Here is a 16,890-nt window from a genome sequence, read left to right as displayed (position 1 = left end):
CGAAGCCGCCACCCGACAAATCTTTTCAGGATATTCCTGAAATTTCTGTTAAGACTGGTTTTCAGGGCTTATGGCGTTAACATAATAAGTGTTTGTTCATAAACACAGGTTCTGATTGACGACGTTGAAGGCTGTATCGTCCCGCATCCGTTTTTTGCTGTTACTCCCCCTTTTTACGGCTGGAGCCGTTCATGGTGCGCCGAAATCCTTCGTGCAGCAGGCGCAAAATCCGTTTGATAACAACGGCGATAGTCTGCCGGATCTCGGCATGGCGCAACCGACCAGCGAAGGCGAAAAGCATCTGGCTGAAATGGCTAAGGCATTCGGTGAAGCCAGTATGACCGATAACGGCCTGACGGCCGGGCAGCAGGCGCGACAGTTCGCGTTTGGCAAGGTGCGGGATGCCGTGAGCGGGGAAGTCAACGAGCAGATTGAATCCTGGCTTTCACCCTGGGGAAACGCCAACGTCAATGTGCTGGTGGATGACGACGGCAACTTTAACGGCAGCAGCGGAAGCTGGTTTATCCCCTGGAACGACAATACCCGCTATCTGAGCTGGAGCCAGCTTGGGCTGACGCAGCAGACAGACGGGCTGGTGAGTAACGTCGGGGCAGGTCAGCGCTGGGTTGCCGGAAACTGGCTGCTGGGCTACAACACTTTTTACGACAACCTGCTGGAAGACAACCTGCAACGTGCCGGGCTGGGCGCAGAGGCGTGGGGTGAAAACCTGCGCCTGTCGGCCAATTACTACCAGCCGTTCGCTGGCTGGCAGCCGCGTTCCGACATCCGCGAGCAGCGCATGGCGCGCGGATACGACGTAACGGCCAAAGCCTGGCTTCCCTGGTTTCACCACCTGAACACCAGCGTCAGCTTTGAACAGTATTTTGGCGATAACGTCGATCTGTTTAACAGCGGTACTGGGTATCACAACCCGGTTGCGGTCAACCTGGGACTGAACTATACCCCCGTACCGCTGGTCACCCTGACGGCTGCCCATAAGCAGGGGGAGAGCGGCGTTAGCCAGAATAACCTCGGGCTGAAGCTCAACTATCGTTTTGGCGTGCCGCTGGCGAAACAGCTTTCCGCCGGGGAAGTGGCGGCGACGCGCTCGCTGCGGGGCAGCCGCTATGATTCACCCGATCGCGATAATCTGCCCGTGATGGAATTCCGTCAGCGCAAAACCCTCTCGGTATATCTGGCCACGCCGCCGTGGGATCTTAAGCCAGGCGAAACGGTGATGCTGAAGCTGCAAATTCGCAGCACGCACGGTATCCGGCAGATCCACTGGCTGGGTGATACCCAGGCGCTCAGCCTGACCTCACCGGCAAACGGCAACAGCAGCGATGGCTGGAGTGTGATCATGCCTGTATGGGATGATTCGGAAGGGGCTAAAAATACATGGCGGCTTACGGCCGTGGTGGAAGATAAGGATGGGCAGCGTGTCTCCTCCAATGAGATCACGCTTTTCGTGGTGCAACCGCTCGTCGCAATGCCTGCCGACGATCCACGGTGGAAGTTGCTGCCGGATGAGTAAGTTAAAAAATGCGCTCCTGATGCACCCAGACGGCGGCTTCGACGCGGGATTTTAACTTCATTTTTTTCAGCATGTGTTTGACATGCACTTTGACCGTGCTCTCGGTGATGTCCAGACGGCGGGCGATCATTTTGTTCGGCAGCCCCTGGGCAATCAGCTTCAGAATGTCACGCTCGCGCGGGGTCAACTGGCTGACGTCACGATCAGACGTGGCGCGGTTCGCACGCAGGCTGGCGGCCAGTACCGGCGTTAACGCTTCACTCAGCACCATCTCGCCTGCGGCAGCCTGTTGCAGCGCCTTGAGCAGATCTTCCGGCTCCATATCTTTCAGCAGATAGCCGTCTGCCCCTCGCTTGAGGGCGGTGACCACGTCTTCTTCATGGTTTGAGACGCTGAAGACCACCACCCGGCCAGAGAGGGATTTCTCCCGCAGCTTGTCGAGGGTTTCCAGGCCATTCATGCCCGGCATGTTGAGATCGAGCAAGATCAAATCAGGATCGAGCGATTCGGCAAGTTCAATACCCTGTTCGCCGTTACTGGCTTCCCCGACGACGGTGATATCTGGCGCCATGCTGACAAGCTGTTTAACGCCAGTGCGCAGCATCGGATGATCGTCAATCAACAGGATAGATGCCGGTTCCTGATTAGTCATGGTTTTCTCCTTGAGCAGTTATGAGGGGCTTTTCGGGTATAAAGGTGACCACAACTTCGGTGCCACCTGACTCTCCCCGGCGAACCTGGCAATCACCGCGCAGGCTTTGCGCGCGGTCTCGCATAATAATTAAACCATAGTGGTTCGTTCGTTCGGCATTTTCCGGCACGCCGCGGCCGTTATCCTGAACCCTGAGCTTCACCTGATTATCCTGGCAGCTGACGGTGACCGTGACGGCCGTCGCCTCGGCATGCTTGAGCACGTTGCTCAGGGCTTCGCGGGCAATTTGCAGCAAGTGGATCGCCTGGTGAGAGGGGACAAAACGCGGTGGCAGCTGGTAATCCAGCTTCACCGGGAAGCCCAGCCGGGCGCTAAACTCCTGACAGCTGGATTCCAGCGCAGGGCGCAGCCCCGGCTCGGTGAGCTGCAAACGGAAGGTGGTCAGCAGCTCGCGAAGCTGAATCCACGAGGTGTTAAGCTCGTTGCGGATCTGGCTGAGCAGCTGTTTGCTGCTCTCGGGCATGCCTTCATCCTGCATTTGCAGGCAGCTCACCTGCATCTTCATGCAGGAGAGGGACTGGGCGATGGAGTCGTGCAGCTCGCGGGCGATGGTGGCACGCTCCTCCATCACGATCAGCTGCTGCTGTTTCTCCTGGTGGCGGTCGAGCGCCAGCGTGGCCGTGAGCTGCTCAACAAGCGTATCGACCAGCTGCTGCTGGTCGTGGCTCAGGTGACGTCCGGCGGGCAGGGTGGCCAGCAAAATACCGTACTGGGTATGGCTGTCCATCAGCCGCCACTTGAGGGTCGTGCCGCTGGTGGTAAGCGGCGGCAAGCCGCGCGGGCACAGATGACACCCTTTATCGTCGCAGGATATGTCCGACTGACAGGTAAATTCCTGATGGTTTTCCTCATCCTCAACGTCGTAAACCCGAAGCTCAAGATCGCGGAGCAGAGTCAGATTTTGCAGGCCGTTCAGTACCGGCGAGAGACGTTCGCAAAGCGGGACCTGCATATGCAGGCGACGGTTCGCCTGCCAGAGGAAAGAGAGGATCTCGTTTTTCTGCTCAAGCCCGGCGGTTTTCTCCTGGACGCGTTGTTCCAGTACCGCGTAGCTTTCTGATAGCTCTGCCGACATGGTGTTGAGCGCCTCGCCGAGCATCGCCATTTCGTTGCGCCCGCTGATGTGCGTGCGCTGGGTAAAATCGCGCTGTGTGACGGCGCGGGCCATCGCCAGGAGCTGTTTCCAGGGGTTAAGCAACCGCGCGCGCAGCCAGATAACCGTGAAAATCAGCAGCAAACCCATAAACAGCGCCATTGCGCGGTGAACCATCACCACACGGTCAATGCGTAACTCTGTGGTGCGATCGAATGAGGAGACAAGATGATCGATACGTGATACAAACCCGGCGACGTCCCGGGCGACCGTTTCCCGGTCTTCCGCCCGCTTTAACCCAGGCTCCAGCTGGGTATGCCAGTAGCCCTGAAGCGCCTTAAGCTGAGATTGCTGACCGTCACGGATGGCGGCTCTTTCCAGTTCAGGGCTGAATGCGGTACGCTCCATTTCGTCGATAAGCGGTTGGTCAGCCTGCGTCAGCGGCACCGACGCCAGCAGCCGGTAACTCTGCATACGTAGCGAGCCTGCCTCGTTGATGGCATGCGCGTTACCCTGTACACCCTGTACCAGCCAGCCAGAAATAGCCATGCCGGTCACACCGATAGCGGTGGACAGCAGAACAATAAGCGCCAGCTGGTTAACCAGCGTCAGCGGAGATAAACATCTTTTTAACATAGAGTTGCCGGGCTCCTGACGTGACCTGATTGCAGGAATGGCGCTATTCTGGTGCATACCCTGGAGTATACCCATACCAATAAAGGATTACCTCTAAATTGCCAGAGGGGTAACGGTTAGTGGGTGGACGAAGCAGGGATGCGTCAGCACCGTGAAAAACCACACCTTTTTTACGTTTTGCATCTACTCATTAAGAGTGATGGCTTTTTTTTCGCCGCAAAACCTCCCACTTTTCCTTTGATTTATATCAACTTACCGCCGCTCTAAAGCCCTAATGTTTGCAGCATCATTCGAGAATCAGAGGTGTCTATGAGTCACTCTTCCGCTCCCGAAAGGGAAACTGGTGCCGTTATTACAGACTGGCGTCCAGAGGATCCGGCGTTCTGGCAACAGCGCGGCCACCGTGTAGCAAGTCGTAATCTGTGGATTTCGGTTCCATGTCTGTTACTGGCGTTTTGCGTCTGGATGTTGTTTAGTGCGGTTGCGGTTAACCTTCCAAAAGTGGGCTTTACCTTTACCACCGATCAGCTGTTTATGTTGACCGCGTTGCCGTCGCTTTCAGGCGCACTGCTGCGCGTTCCTTACGCGTTTATGGTGCCGGTCTTTGGTGGTCGTCGCTGGACGGCTTTCAGTACCGGGATCATGATCGTACCGTGCGTGTGGCTCGGTTTTGCGGTGCAGGATACCTCCACACCGTTTAGCGTATTCGTGATTATCTCTCTGCTGTGCGGTTTTGCGGGGGCGAACTTTGCGTCCAGTATGGCAAACATCAGCTTCTTCTTCCCGAAAGCGAAGCAGGGTGGTGCGCTGGGCATTAACGGCGGCCTCGGTAATATGGGCGTGAGCGTGATGCAGCTGATTGCCCCGCTGGCGATCTCTGTCTCCATCTTTGCGGCCTTTGGCGGCGGCGGTGTGACGCAGCCCGACGGTTCCGTGCTGTTCCTGCAAAACGCCTCCTGGATTTGGGTACCGTTCCTGGTGGTCTTTACCCTGGCGGCGTGGTTCTTCATGAACGATCTGTCCGCGTCCAAAGCGTCACTGAGCGAGCAACTGCCAGTGCTGAAGCGTGGCCACCTGTGGGTGATGGCGCTGCTGTATCTGGCGACCTTCGGCTCGTTCATCGGTTTCTCAGCAGGCTTTGCCATGCTGTCTAAAACCCAGTTCCCGGACGTGCAGATCCTTCAGTTTGCCTTCTTCGGTCCGTTTATCGGCGCGCTGGCACGTTCGCTGGGCGGGATGATCTCCGACCGTCTGGGGGGAACGCGCGTTACGCTGGTGAACTTTGTTGTGATGGCCATCTTCTGTGCGCTGCTGTTCCTGACGCTGCCTGCGGGTGGTGAGGGGGGTAACTTCTTTGCCTTCTTCGGCGTATTCATGGTGCTGTTCCTGACCGCCGGGCTGGGCAGTGCGTCTACTTTCCAGATGATCTCTGTCATCTTCCGCAAGTTGACCATGGACCGCGTGAAGGCGCAGGGCGGGAGCGATGAGCAGGCAATGCGTGAAGCCGCCACCGATACCGCTGCGGCGCTTGGGTTTATCTCTGCGATTGGCGCGATTGGCGGCTTCTTTATTCCAAAAGCATTCGGTATCTCACTGGATCTGACCGGCTCTCCGGCGGGTGCGATGAAAGTATTCCTCGTCTTCTATATCGCCTGCGTGGTCATCACCTGGCTGGTATATGGCCGTAATACCAAGAAAAACAAGTAAGCTTGATTATCCGTTTGCGCGGCCTGAGTGCCGCGCTTTTTTTAATCGCTAAATAGTTACAACATACTAATAGCTTTTCCTGTGGTCATACGCAGGTAACGCTGTGATCGCCATCGCTTTACAGGTGTTTCTACCCCTTAATACCTAAGATGTTAAATTTTGCCTCGCTTATTGTACGATAAATAAAATATATCCATATAAATCATAAAGTTAAAAAATATTAACGGCTACCGCTTTGGTGGTATTTGATCTAATACCCCCCCTCAGAGTCCCCCTTCGTCTTGATCGTTATCAATTCTCACCATCTTTCATAGCGTTACCTTCGCTGCAAATCAGCAATGTCGATTTAGAGAGCCACAGGCTCCATACAGGAGATACCCGATGAGCAAATTTTTGGACCGGTTTCGCTACTTCAAACAGAAGGGTGAAACTTTTGCCGATGGGCACGGCCAGGTTCTGGATACCAACCGGGACTGGGAAGACGGTTACCGTCAGCGCTGGCAGCATGACAAAGTTGTCCGTTCTACCCACGGCGTAAACTGCACTGGCTCATGTAGCTGGAAGATTTTCGTTAAAAACGGTCTGGTGACCTGGGAAATGCAGCAGACCGATTATCCGCGTACCCGTCCGGATATGCCGAACCACGAGCCGCGCGGCTGCCCGCGTGGGGCCAGCTACTCCTGGTATCTCTACAGTGCCAACCGTCTGAAATACCCGCTGATGCGTAAACGCCTGATGAAAATGTGGCGTGAAGCGAAAGTGCAGCACAGCGATCCGGTTGATGCCTGGGCCTCCATCATTGAAGATGCCGACAAAGCGAAAAGCTTCAAACAGGCGCGTGGTCGCGGTGGTTTCGTTCGCTCTTCCTGGAAAGAGGTGAACGAGCTGATTGCGGCTTCCAACGTCTACACCGTGAAAACCTACGGTCCTGACCGTGTGGCAGGCTTCTCGCCAATCCCGGCGATGTCGATGGTCTCTTACGCCTCCGGCGCGCGCTACCTGTCACTCATCGGTGGTACCTGCCTGAGCTTCTACGACTGGTACTGCGACCTGCCGCCAGCGTCACCACAGACCTGGGGTGAGCAGACCGACGTGCCGGAGTCCGCCGACTGGTATAACTCCAGCTACATCATCGCCTGGGGCTCTAACGTTCCGCAGACCCGTACCCCGGATGCGCACTTCTTTACCGAAGTACGTTACAAAGGGACCAAAACCGTCGCCGTGACCCCGGACTACGCCGAAATCGCCAAACTGTGCGACCTGTGGCTGGCGCCGAAACAGGGTACCGATGCCGCAATGGCGCTGGCGATGGGCCACGTCATGCTGCGTGAATTCCACCTCGACAAGCCAAGCCAGTATTTCACCGATTACGTGCGTCGCTATACCGACATGCCAATGCTGGTGATGCTCGAAGAGCGTGACGGCTATTACGCCGCAGGCCGTATGCTGCGTGCCGCGGATCTGGTGGATGCGCTGGGTCAGGAAAACAACCCGGAGTGGAAAACGGTCGCCTGCAACAGCAACGGCGAGCTGGTGGCGCCAAACGGTTCTATCGGCTTCCGCTGGGGCGAAAAAGGCAAATGGAACCTGGAGCAGCGTAACGGCACCACGGGTGAAGAGACGGAGCTGCGTCTCAGCATGCTGGGCAGCCAGGACGAGATCGCCGATGTCGGCTTCCCGTACTTTGGTGGTGAAGGTTCCGAGCACTTCAACAAGGTTGAGTTGCAAAACGTTCTGATGCACAAGCTGCCGGTGAAGCGCCTGCAACTGGCGGACGGTTCTACTGCTCTGGTCACTACCGTCTACGATCTGACCATGGCGAACTACGGCCTGGAGCGCGGCCTGAACGACGAAAACTGCGCGACCAGCTATGATGACGTGAAGGCTTATACCCCAGCCTGGGCGGAGCAGATCACCGGTGTGCCACGCGCCCAGATCACCCGTATCGCCCGCGAATTTGCGGAAAACGCCGACAAAACCCACGGTCGCTCCATGATCATCGTCGGTGCCGGTCTGAACCACTGGTATCACCTCGACATGAACTATCGCGGCCTGATCAACATGCTGATCTTCTGCGGCTGCGTCGGGCAGAGCGGCGGCGGCTGGGCGCACTACGTGGGCCAGGAAAAACTGCGTCCGCAGACCGGCTGGCAACCGCTGGCGTTTGCCCTTGACTGGCAGCGTCCGGCTCGTCACATGAACAGCACCTCCTACTTCTATAACCACTCCAGCCAGTGGCGCTACGAGACGGTTACCGCCCAGGAACTGCTGTCGCCGATGGCGGATAAATCCCGCTACAGCGGCCACCTGATTGACTTCAACGTGCGCGCTGAGCGTATGGGCTGGCTGCCGTCTGCGCCGCAGCTGGGCACGAACCCGCTGCGCATTGCGGAAGCGGCGAAGCAGGCGGGCATGTCGCCGGTGGACTACACCGTTAAATCCCTTAAAGACGGCTCAATCCGCTTCGCGGCAGAACAGCCGGAGAACGGTAAAAACCATCCGCGTAACCTGTTCATCTGGCGCTCTAACCTGCTGGGTTCTTCCGGTAAAGGCCACGAGTACATGCTGAAATACCTGCTCGGTACCGAAAACGGTATTCAGGGTAAAGATCTCGGCAAGCAGGGCGGCGTGAAGCCGGAAGAAGTGGAGTGGAAAGACAACGGTCTCGACGGCAAGTTGGATCTGGTGGTGACGCTGGACTTCCGTCTGTCCAGTACCTGCCTGTACTCCGACATCGTGCTGCCTACTGCCACCTGGTACGAAAAAGACGACATGAATACGTCGGATATGCATCCGTTTATTCATCCGCTGTCGGCGGCCGTTGACCCGGCGTGGGAATCAAAAAGCGACTGGGAAATTTACAAAGACATTGCGAAGAAATTCTCTGAAGTCTGTGTAGGGCACCTGGGCAAAGAGACCGACGTGGTGACGCTGCCAATCCAGCACGACTCCGCTGCCGAACTGGCGCAGCCGCTGGACGTGAAGGACTGGAAAAAAGGCGAGTGCGATCTGATCCCGGGCGTAACCGCGCCGCACATTATTCCGGTTGAACGTGATTACCCGGCAACTTACGAACGCTTTACCTCTATCGGCCCGCTGATGGAGAAGATCGGTAACGGCGGTAAAGGCATCGCCTGGAACACCCAGAGCGAAATGGATCTGCTGCGCAAGCTCAATTACACCAAAGCAGACGGTCCGGCGAAAGGCCAGCCGATGCTGAACACGGCAATTGATGCGGCAGAGATGATCCTGACCCTGGCCCCGGAAACCAACGGCCACGTGGCGGTGAAAGCGTGGGCGGCCCTGAGTGAGTTTACCGGTCGTGACCACACGCACCTGGCGAAGAATAAAGAGGAAGAGAAAATCCGCTTCCGCGATATTCAGGCCCAGCCGCGCAAGATTATCTCCAGCCCGACCTGGTCTGGCCTCGAAGATGAACATGTGTCCTATAACGCCGGATACACCAACGTTCACGAGCTGATCCCATGGCGCACGCTTTCTGGCCGTCAGTCTCTGTATCAGGATCACCAGTGGATGCGTGACTTCGGTGAAAGCCTGCTGGTTTACCGTCCGCCAATCGACACCCGCTCCGTGAAAGCGGTGATGGGCGCGAAATCGAACGGTAACCCTGAGAAGGCGCTGAACTTCCTGACGCCGCACCAGAAGTGGGGTATCCACTCCACCTACAGCGACAACCTGCTGATGCTGACGCTGTCGCGCGGGGGGCCAATCGTCTGGATGAGCGAAGCGGACGCCAAAGATCTGGGTATCGAAGATAACGACTGGATCGAAGTGTTCAACAGCAACGGCGCCCTGACGGCACGTGCGGTGGTGAGCCAGCGTGTACCGGCCGGGATGACCATGATGTACCACGCGCAGGAACGTATCGTTAACCTGCCGGGGTCTGAGATCACCGAGCAGCGCGGCGGTATTCACAACTCCGTGACCCGTATTACGCCGAAGCCGACCCACATGATCGGTGGTTATGCCCAGCTGGCCTACGGCTTTAACTACTACGGCACCGTAGGATCGAACCGCGATGAGTTCGTGGTGGTACGTAAGATGAAGAATATTAACTGGTTAGATGGCGAAGGTAATGACCAGGTACAGGAGAGCGTAAAATGAAAATTCGTTCACAAGTCGGCATGGTGCTGAATCTGGATAAATGCATCGGCTGTCATACCTGCTCAGTCACCTGTAAAAACGTCTGGACCAGCCGTGAAGGTATGGAGTACGCCTGGTTCAACAACGTGGAAAGTAAGCCGGGCACTGGCTTCCCGACCGACTGGGAAAACCAGGAGAAGTGGAAGGGCGGCTGGATCCGTAAAATCAACGGCAAACTGCAACCGCGCATGGGTAACCGTGCCATGCTGCTGGGAAAAATCTTCGCTAACCCGCATCTGCCGGGCATTGATGATTACTACGAGCCGTTTGATTACGACTACCAGAACCTGCACAACGCGCCGGAAAGCAAACACCAGCCGATCGCCCGTCCTCGCTCGCTGATCACCGGTCAGCGCATGGACAAAATTACCAGCGGTCCAAACTGGGAAGAAATTCTGGGCGGCGAGTTCGAAAAACGCGCCAAAGACCAGAACTTCGAGAACATGCAGAAGGCGATGTACGGCCAGTTCGAAAACACCTTCATGATGTATCTGCCGCGCCTGTGCGAACACTGCCTTAACCCGGCATGCGTGGCGACCTGCCCAAGCGGCGCCATCTACAAGCGTGAAGAAGATGGCATTGTGCTGATCGACCAGGACAAGTGCCGCGGCTGGCGTATGTGCATCACCGGCTGCCCGTACAAAAAAATCTACTTCAACTGGAAGAGCGGTAAGTCTGAGAAGTGCATCTTCTGCTACCCGCGTATCGAAGCCGGTATGCCGACCGTCTGCTCAGAGAGCTGCGTAGGTCGTATCCGCTACCTCGGCGTGCTGCTGTACGACGCGGACGCGATTGAAAATGTCGCAAGCACCGAGAACGAGAAAGATCTGTATCAGCGTCAGCTGGACGTCTTCCTCGATCCAAACGATCCAAAGGTTATTGAGCAGGCGCTGAAAGACGGTATTCCGCAGAGCGTGATTGATGCCGCACAGCAGTCTCCGGTGTACAAAATGGCGATGGACTGGAAGCTGGCCCTGCCGCTGCACCCGGAATACCGCACGCTGCCGATGGTCTGGTACGTGCCGCCGCTGTCTCCGATTCAGTCTGCGGCGGACGCGGGTGAACTGGGCAGCAACGGCATTCTGCCGGACGTGGAAAGCCTGCGTATCCCGGTTCAGTATCTGGCCAACCTGCTCACCGCAGGGGATACCCAGCCGGTACTGCTCGCGCTGAAACGTATGCTGGCGATGCGTCACTTCAAACGTGCCGAAACCGTTGACGGCGTTAACGATACCCGCGCGCTGGAGGAGGTTGGTCTGACCGAAGCGCAGGCGCAGGAGATGTACCGCTATCTGGCAATCGCTAACTACGAAGATCGTTTCGTGGTGCCGAGCAGCCACCGTGAACTGGCTCGCGAGGCCTTCCCGGAGAAAAGTGGGTGTGGCTTTACCTTTGGCGACGGTTGCCACGGGTCAGACAGCAAATTCAACCTGTTCAACAGCCGCCGCATTGACGCGATGGATGTGACCAGCAAAACGGAGCCGCACCAATGATTGAACTCGTCATTGTTTCGCGTCTGCTCGAGTACCCTGATGCTGCGCTTGTGCAGCATCAACAGGAACTCTTTGATGCACTCGCGTCATCTGAAAACCTGGATAAAATGGATGCCCAGAAGCTGGGCGTTTTCCTCCGCGATCTGCTGGCACGCGATCTTCTTGATGCGCAGGCGGACTACAGCCAGCTGTTTGACCGGGGCCGTGCCACGTCTCTGCTGCTGTTCGAACACGTTCACGGTGAATCCCGCGACCGTGGTCAGGCGATGGTGGATCTGATGGCCCAGTACGAGCAGCACGGTTTGCAACTCGACAGCCGCGAGCTGCCGGATCACCTGCCGCTGTATCTGGAATATCTGGCACAGTTGCCGAAAGAGGAAGCGCTGGGCGGGTTGCAGGACATTGCTCCCATTCTGGCGTTGCTCGGCGCGCGTCTCCAGCAACGTGAGAGCAGCTATGCAGTCCTGTTCGATCTGCTGGTGAAACTGGCTAACGCCTCGGTTGACAGTCAAAAAGTGGCGGAAAAAATTGCGGATGAAGCCCGTGACGATACCCCACAAGCACTGGATGCCGTCTGGGAAGAAGAGCAGGTGAAATTCTTTGCTGACCAGAGCTGTGGCGAATCTGAAATCTCCGCGCATCAGCGTCGTTTTGCCGGAGCGGTGGCTCCGCAATATTTGAATATCTCTAACGGAGGACAGCACTAATGCACTTCCTGAATATGTTCTTCTTTGACATTTACCCGTATATCGCGGGCACCGTATTCCTGGTGGGAAGCTGGCTGCGTTATGACTATGGCCAGTACACCTGGCGTGCTGCCTCCAGCCAGATGCTGGATCGTAAAGGGATGAACCTGGCGTCAAACCTGTTCCACATCGGGATTTTGGGAATTTTCGCCGGCCACTTCCTGGGGATGCTGACCCCGCACTGGATGTACGAAGCGTGGCTGCCGATTGAAGTGAAGCAGAAGATGGCGATGATTGCCGGCGGCGCCTGTGGCGTGATGACCCTGGTGGGTGGTCTGCTGCTGCTGAAACGACGTCTGTTCAGCCCACGCGTGCGGGCTACCACGACCGGAGCGGACATCCTGATCCTCTCCCTGCTGATGGTGCAGTGTGCGCTTGGTCTGCTGACCATTCCATTCTCTGCGCAGCATATGGACGGCAGCGAGATGATGAAGCTGGTTGGATGGGCACAGTCTGTCGTGACCTTCCGCGGGGGCGCTTCTGAGCATCTGGACGGCGTGGCGTTTATCTTCCGCGTTCACCTGGTGCTGGGTATGACCCTGTTTGTGCTGTTCCCGTTCTCTCGCCTGGTGCACATCTGGAGTGCGCCGGTGGAGTACCTGACGCGCAAATATCAGGTTGTGCGTGCTCGTCGCTGATTCGCTGTATTAATACAACCCCGCATTTGCGGGGTTTTTTTTGTCCCCGATCCAGGGGGGCGTGCGGATGCCGGGTGGCGGCTGCGCCTTACCCGGCCTACAGACCCTATTCGTAGCCCCGGTAAGCGAAGCGCCACCGGGGAAAACAGGCAGGGAAGGATTACTCCCGGCATCGAGAAATATGGAGCATTGTGCTTGAGTGAGTGCTTAAGAATCTGGAAGTGATGGTGGTGGGGGAAGGATTCGAACCTTCGAAGTCGATGACGGCAGATTTACAGTCTGCTCCCTTTGGCCGCTCGGGAACCCCACCAGGGGTAATTCATATTTTGAGGTAAAGCTGGAGATGGTGGTGGGGGAAGGATTCGAACCTTCGAAGTCGATGACGGCAGATTTACAGTCTGCTCCCTTTGGCCGCTCGGGAACCCCACCACGGGGTAATACTTTTAACTGGCCTGCTTCCTGTTGGAAGCGGGGCGCATCATATCAAATGAGACGCCCCTGTAAAGCATTCCTTTAGGAAAATGAAGCTGTTTGCCTGCTTTTTATCCGTAAAGGCGTAAAGCTAATCAATTCATTTTCCGAGGGATTAAAGAATAATCGTTCTGTTGCCGTACACAAAGACGCGCTGAGCAAGTACCTGATACAGCGCACGGCTCAGTACGTTCTTCTCAACGTCACGGCCAGCACGCATCATATCTTCTGCCGTATAGGTGTGATCCACGTGGATCACGTCCTGCATGATGATTGGACCTTCGTCCAGATTGTCATTCACGTAGTGCGCGGTTGCGCCAATGATCTTCACCCCACGCTCGTATGCCTGGTGATACGGACGCGCGCCAATAAAGGCTGGCAGGAAGGAGTGGTGGATGTTGATAATTTTGTTCGGGAAGCGCGCCACGAAGGATGGCGTCAGCACGCGCATATATTTCGCCAGCACCACGTAGTCCGGGTTATGCGCTTCAATCGCAGCTGCCATCAGGTTGTCGTGCTCTTCACGGGTATAGCCTTCGTGACTGACCAGCTCAAACGGAATGTCAAAACGTTCAACCAGCGTACGCAGCGTCTCATGGTTGCCAATGACGGCGGCAATTTCGACGTCCAGGCCACCGTAGTTGGCTTTCATCAGCAGATCGCCCAGGCAGTGCGCCTCTTTGGTGACCAGAATGACAATGCGGCGACGGCCCGCCGGGTTAAGCTCGCGCACCGAGCCTTCCGGCAGGGCGCTGTCCAGATCGGCAAGCAGGGTTGTGTCGTTGAAAATACCTTCCAGTTCGGTACGCATAAAGAAGCGACCGGTACGGTGGTCAACGAACTCGTTGTTCTGCACGATATTCAGTTCATGCTTGTAGCAAATGTTGGTAATTCGTGCGATCAGCCCTTTTTGATCGGGACAGATAGTGCGCAGAACTTTACGTTGTAATGATTGCATCGCCGGGAAATCCTGTTTATGTATTTGCGAAGTCTGAGTTGTCAGGCATTACTGCCGCAACACTTTTTAAATTTTTTTCCTGAACCACAGGGGCAGGGATCGTTACGACCGAATTGCGGACGTGTGCCGTCAATATAATACCATTGCCCGCTGTCCTTTAAGAATCGTGAGCGCTCAATGATGGCGCCGGGTTTGTTTTGTTCGCTAAAGCGGGCGACAAAACTGACATAGCCCTCGTTGGCATCGCGGCCGGGAGCGGCTTCAAAGACGGTGAGGCCCAGCCAGACGGTGTTGGCAAATCCGGCTTCAATCTCTTGGCGAAAATCGGCAGCATGGCAGGACGGATGCCAGGTTCTAATCAGGTAGTCTGCGTTTTTGATCACAAAAGCAGTATACCGCGAGCGCATAAGGTGTGACGGCTCTGGTGCAACCTGCTCGCCAGAAAGATATCGCTGGCAACATAGGCTATACTCCAGAGCGCTACCACAGGGGCAGAGTTGAGACACGATTCTCTTCCTGGAACAAAAAATAAGGCGTTAAACGCTTAAGGTAGCAATATGTTAACTGAGCAGGTGCGTTGACGCTATGTCGGGAATCCAGGGGAAGTAAAACAGGGCTAATGAGAAAGGTAAAAATTGGACTGGCGTTGGGCTCAGGTGCAGCCCGGGGTTGGTCACATATTGGCGTTATCAATACCTTAAACCAGATGGGGATTGACGTTGATATTGTCGCAGGATGTTCTATCGGGTCGCTGGTCGGATCCGCGTACGCCTGCGGTAAGCTCCCGGAGCTTGAAAGCTGGGTGCGCTCCTTCAGTTACTGGGATGTGCTGCGCCTGATGGATCTCTCCTGGCAGCGTGGCGGCCTGCTGCGCGGCGAACGCGTGTTCAATCAGTTTCGTAAGATAATGCCCCTCGCTGACTTCAGCCACTGCCAAATGCCTTTCGGTGCCGTTGCAACCAACCTCAGTACGGGCAGGGAGTTATGGCTCACCGAAGGGGATATACATCTCGCCGTTCGCGCATCCTGTAGCATGCCGGGGTTAATGGCGCCTGTGCCTCACAACGGCTACTGGCTCGTTGATGGGGGCGTTGTGAATCCTGTACCCATCTCTCTGACCCGCGCCATGGGGGCGGATATCGTTATTGCCGTGGATTTACAGCACGACGCACACCTTATGCAGCAAGATTTGATGCCGGTTAATCTTCAGAGCGATGACGCGGAAGAAGAGAAACTTGCCTGGCATGCGCGATTACGCGGCAGAATAGGGCGCCTGACCGCCCGTCGCGCGGTGACCGCGCCGAACGCCATTGAAATCATGACGACCTCTATTCAGATCCTTGAGAATCGCCTGAAGCGAAACCGTATGGCTGGCGATCCTCCGGATATTCTTATTCAACCCTATTGTCCACAAATCTCTACCCTTGATTTCCACCGGGCTGAGGCCGCCATAGCAGCGGGCTCGTTAGCCGTCGAAAAGAAAATAGATGAACTGTTGCCTTTTGTGCGTACAGCACGTTGAGCACTTTTTTGATTACTTCAGCAAAATCTGACAGGCGATAGTACCAATAGCATGCCACTATTGAGTAACTGTCAGCCAGGGGAGGAACCATGACACAGCCATTGGCCGGAAAACATATTTTGATAGTAGAAGACGAGCCCGTTTTCCGATCGCTACTGGATTCGTGGTTATCCTCACTGGGGGCAACCACGTCCCTTGCCGAAGATGGCGTCGAGGCACTGGAAAAAATGGCCAGCATGGCGCCTGATCTGATGATCTGCGACCTTGAGATGCCGCGCATGGACGGATTAATGCTGGTGGAAAACCTGCGTAATGAAGGTTATCAGACACCGATACTGGTGATCTCGGCCACCGAAAATATGGCGGATATTGCTAAGGCGTTGCGTTTAGGTGTGCAGGATATTCTGCTCAAACCGGTTAAAGATTTGAACCGTCTTCGTGAAACGGTGTTGGCCTGCCTGTATCCCAATATGTTTAATTCCCGGGTGGAAGAAGAAGAACGTCTTTTCCAGGACTGGGATGCTTTAGTCAGTAATCCGCTCGCGGCCGCGAAGCTGCTTCAGGAACTTCAGCCGCCGGTGCAGCAAAATATCTCTCATTGCAGAGTAAATTACCGCCAGCTGGTAGCGGCTGACCAGCCTGGGCTGGTGCTGGATATTGCGCCGTTATCAGATTCTGACCTCGCTTTTTATTGCCTGGATGTTACCCGGGCGGGAGATAACGGCGTTCTGGCGGCCTTATTACTCCGGGCGCTGTTTAATGGATTGCTACAGGAACAATTATCCCATCAGGGGCAACGACTTCCTGAGTTAGGCAGTTTACTAAAACAGGTCAACCAACTTTTTCGCCAGGCCAATTTGCCGGGGCAGTTCCCGCTTCTGGTTGGCTATTATCACAGCGGGTTGAATAACCTTATTCTGGTCTCTGCGGGTTTAAATGCCACGCTGAATACTGGCGAACACCATATTCAGGTGAGTAACGGCGTGCCGTTGGGAACGCTGGGAAATACTTACCTTAATCAAATTAGCCATCGCTGCACCTCCTGGCAGTGCCAAATTTGGGGGGCCGGGGGACGGTTACGCTTAATGTTGTCCACGGAGTAAGCAGTCAGATTTTATTTTTCAGATTGCTTTACCTGTGTTTTTGCTGGCAGTGCTACTATCGCTGCAAGTTTCATGCGTATTTGTCTTAATTGATCGGCAACGCGTTCTTTTCA

Annotated in this window: 12 protein-coding genes and 2 tRNA genes; 8 read left to right on the top strand and 6 right to left on the bottom strand. The window is 55.8% G+C overall.

Annotated features, from left to right (window positions below; all coding sequences use genetic code 11):
• Positions 1-115: 115 nt before the first annotated feature.
• Positions 116-1,534 (top strand): YchO/YchP family invasin, encoded by a 1,419-nt coding sequence (locus tag IMQ56_RS15690; protein WP_196063929.1) that lies wholly within the window; start codon positions 116-118, stop codon positions 1,532-1,534.
• Position 1,535: 1 nt separating this feature from the next.
• Here IMQ56_RS15690 and narL read toward each other — a convergent pair whose 3' ends face one another.
• A complete protein-coding gene (gene narL / locus IMQ56_RS15685) occupies positions 1,536-2,186 on the bottom strand; it encodes a two-component system response regulator NarL (protein WP_003856701.1) in 651 nt (216 codons plus the stop codon).
• Positions 2,179-3,975 carry a nitrate/nitrite two-component system sensor histidine kinase NarX gene (narX, locus tag IMQ56_RS15680; protein ID WP_032669674.1) on the bottom strand — a complete coding sequence of 599 codons (1,797 nt, stop codon included), beginning with the start codon at positions 3,973-3,975 and terminating at the stop codon, positions 2,179-2,181. The genes narL and narX overlap by 8 nt, the downstream gene beginning before the upstream one ends.
• A 309-nt stretch (positions 3,976-4,284) precedes the next feature.
• Here narX and IMQ56_RS15675 point away from each other — a divergent pair, with 309 nt between their 5' ends.
• The 5 genes from IMQ56_RS15675 (at position 4,285) to narI (ending at position 12,723) form a co-directional block, all read left to right on the top strand.
• Positions 4,285-5,682, top strand: coding sequence for a NarK family nitrate/nitrite MFS transporter (locus IMQ56_RS15675; RefSeq protein WP_017384245.1), 1,398 nt, complete (start codon positions 4,285-4,287; stop codon positions 5,680-5,682).
• Positions 5,683-6,063: 381 nt separating this feature from the next.
• The gene (locus tag IMQ56_RS15670) at positions 6,064-9,807 is read left to right on the top strand and encodes a nitrate reductase subunit alpha (protein ID WP_032669675.1); all 3,744 of its coding nucleotides are present in this window, start codon (positions 6,064-6,066) and stop codon (positions 9,805-9,807) included.
• A complete protein-coding gene (narH, locus tag IMQ56_RS15665) occupies positions 9,804-11,339 on the top strand; it encodes a nitrate reductase subunit beta (RefSeq protein ID WP_015570363.1) in 1,536 nt (511 codons plus the stop codon). Before IMQ56_RS15670 ends, narH begins: the two co-directional genes overlap by 4 nt.
• A complete protein-coding gene (gene narJ / locus IMQ56_RS15660; RefSeq protein WP_015570364.1) occupies positions 11,336-12,046 on the top strand; it encodes a nitrate reductase molybdenum cofactor assembly chaperone in 711 nt (236 codons plus the stop codon). Before narH ends, narJ begins: the two co-directional genes overlap by 4 nt.
• Positions 12,046-12,723 carry a respiratory nitrate reductase subunit gamma gene (gene narI / locus IMQ56_RS15655; protein WP_015570365.1) on the top strand — a complete coding sequence of 226 codons (678 nt, stop codon included), beginning with the start codon at positions 12,046-12,048 and terminating at the stop codon, positions 12,721-12,723. Before narJ ends, narI begins: the two co-directional genes overlap by 1 nt.
• A gap of 225 nt (positions 12,724-12,948) precedes the next feature.
• Here the strand turns inward: narI and IMQ56_RS15650 are convergent.
• The 4 genes from IMQ56_RS15650 to IMQ56_RS15635 all read right to left on the bottom strand — a co-directional run bounded on the left by IMQ56_RS15650 (position 12,949) and on the right by IMQ56_RS15635 (position 14,658).
• Positions 12,949-13,033: transfer RNA gene (locus IMQ56_RS15650), tRNA-Tyr, on the bottom strand.
• Between the two features lie 34 nt (positions 13,034-13,067).
• Positions 13,068-13,152: transfer RNA gene (locus tag IMQ56_RS15645), tRNA-Tyr, on the bottom strand.
• A 157-nt stretch (positions 13,153-13,309) separates the two neighbouring features.
• Positions 13,310-14,152, bottom strand: coding sequence for a formyltetrahydrofolate deformylase (gene purU, locus IMQ56_RS15640; protein WP_015570366.1), 843 nt, complete (start codon positions 14,150-14,152; stop codon positions 13,310-13,312).
• A gap of 41 nt (positions 14,153-14,193) precedes the next feature.
• Positions 14,194-14,658, bottom strand: coding sequence for a YchJ family protein (locus IMQ56_RS15635; protein ID WP_017384240.1), 465 nt, complete (start codon positions 14,656-14,658; stop codon positions 14,194-14,196).
• A 113-nt stretch (positions 14,659-14,771) separates the two neighbouring features.
• Here IMQ56_RS15635 and rssA point away from each other — a divergent pair, with 113 nt between their 5' ends.
• Both rssA and rssB read left to right on the top strand, forming a co-directional pair.
• Entirely contained in the window at positions 14,772-15,674 is a 903-nt protein-coding gene (rssA, locus tag IMQ56_RS15630) for a patatin-like phospholipase RssA (RefSeq protein WP_017384239.1), read from the top strand.
• Between the two features lie 89 nt (positions 15,675-15,763).
• On the top strand, positions 15,764-16,777 hold the full coding sequence (gene rssB / locus IMQ56_RS15625; protein WP_003856721.1) for a two-component system response regulator RssB: 1,014 nt from the start codon (positions 15,764-15,766) through the stop codon (positions 16,775-16,777).
• Positions 16,778-16,890: the final 113 nt, after the last annotated feature.

The sequence above is a fragment of the Enterobacter sp. Res13-Sevr-PEC09-46 genome, assembly GCF_015672585.1.
Taxonomy (GTDB): Bacteria; Pseudomonadota; Gammaproteobacteria; order Enterobacterales; family Enterobacteriaceae; genus Enterobacter; species Enterobacter hormaechei_C.
Note: the sequence above shows the minus strand (reverse complement) of the source record. Positions and strands in the feature narration are given on the sequence as shown.

What these genes read in the sequence shown, in the direction of transcription:
- narL (WP_003856701.1), bottom strand. Translation starts at nt 2,186, where the DNA reads ATGACTAATCAGGAACCGGCATCTATCCTGTTGATTGACGATCATCCG.
- narX (WP_032669674.1), bottom strand. Translation starts at nt 3,975, where the DNA reads ATGTTAAAAAGATGTTTATCTCCGCTGACGCTGGTTAACCAGCTGGCG.
- IMQ56_RS15675 (WP_017384245.1), top strand. Translation starts at nt 4,285, where the DNA reads ATGAGTCACTCTTCCGCTCCCGAAAGGGAAACTGGTGCCGTTATTACA.
- IMQ56_RS15670 (WP_032669675.1), top strand. Translation starts at nt 6,064, where the DNA reads ATGAGCAAATTTTTGGACCGGTTTCGCTACTTCAAACAGAAGGGTGAA.
- narH (WP_015570363.1), top strand. Translation starts at nt 9,804, where the DNA reads ATGAAAATTCGTTCACAAGTCGGCATGGTGCTGAATCTGGATAAATGC.
- narJ (WP_015570364.1), top strand. Translation starts at nt 11,336, where the DNA reads ATGATTGAACTCGTCATTGTTTCGCGTCTGCTCGAGTACCCTGATGCT.
- narI (WP_015570365.1), top strand. Translation starts at nt 12,046, where the DNA reads ATGCACTTCCTGAATATGTTCTTCTTTGACATTTACCCGTATATCGCG.
- purU (WP_015570366.1), bottom strand. Translation starts at nt 14,152, where the DNA reads ATGCAATCATTACAACGTAAAGTTCTGCGCACTATCTGTCCCGATCAA.
- rssA (WP_017384239.1), top strand. Translation starts at nt 14,772, where the DNA reads ATGAGAAAGGTAAAAATTGGACTGGCGTTGGGCTCAGGTGCAGCCCGG.
- rssB (WP_003856721.1), top strand. Translation starts at nt 15,764, where the DNA reads ATGACACAGCCATTGGCCGGAAAACATATTTTGATAGTAGAAGACGAG.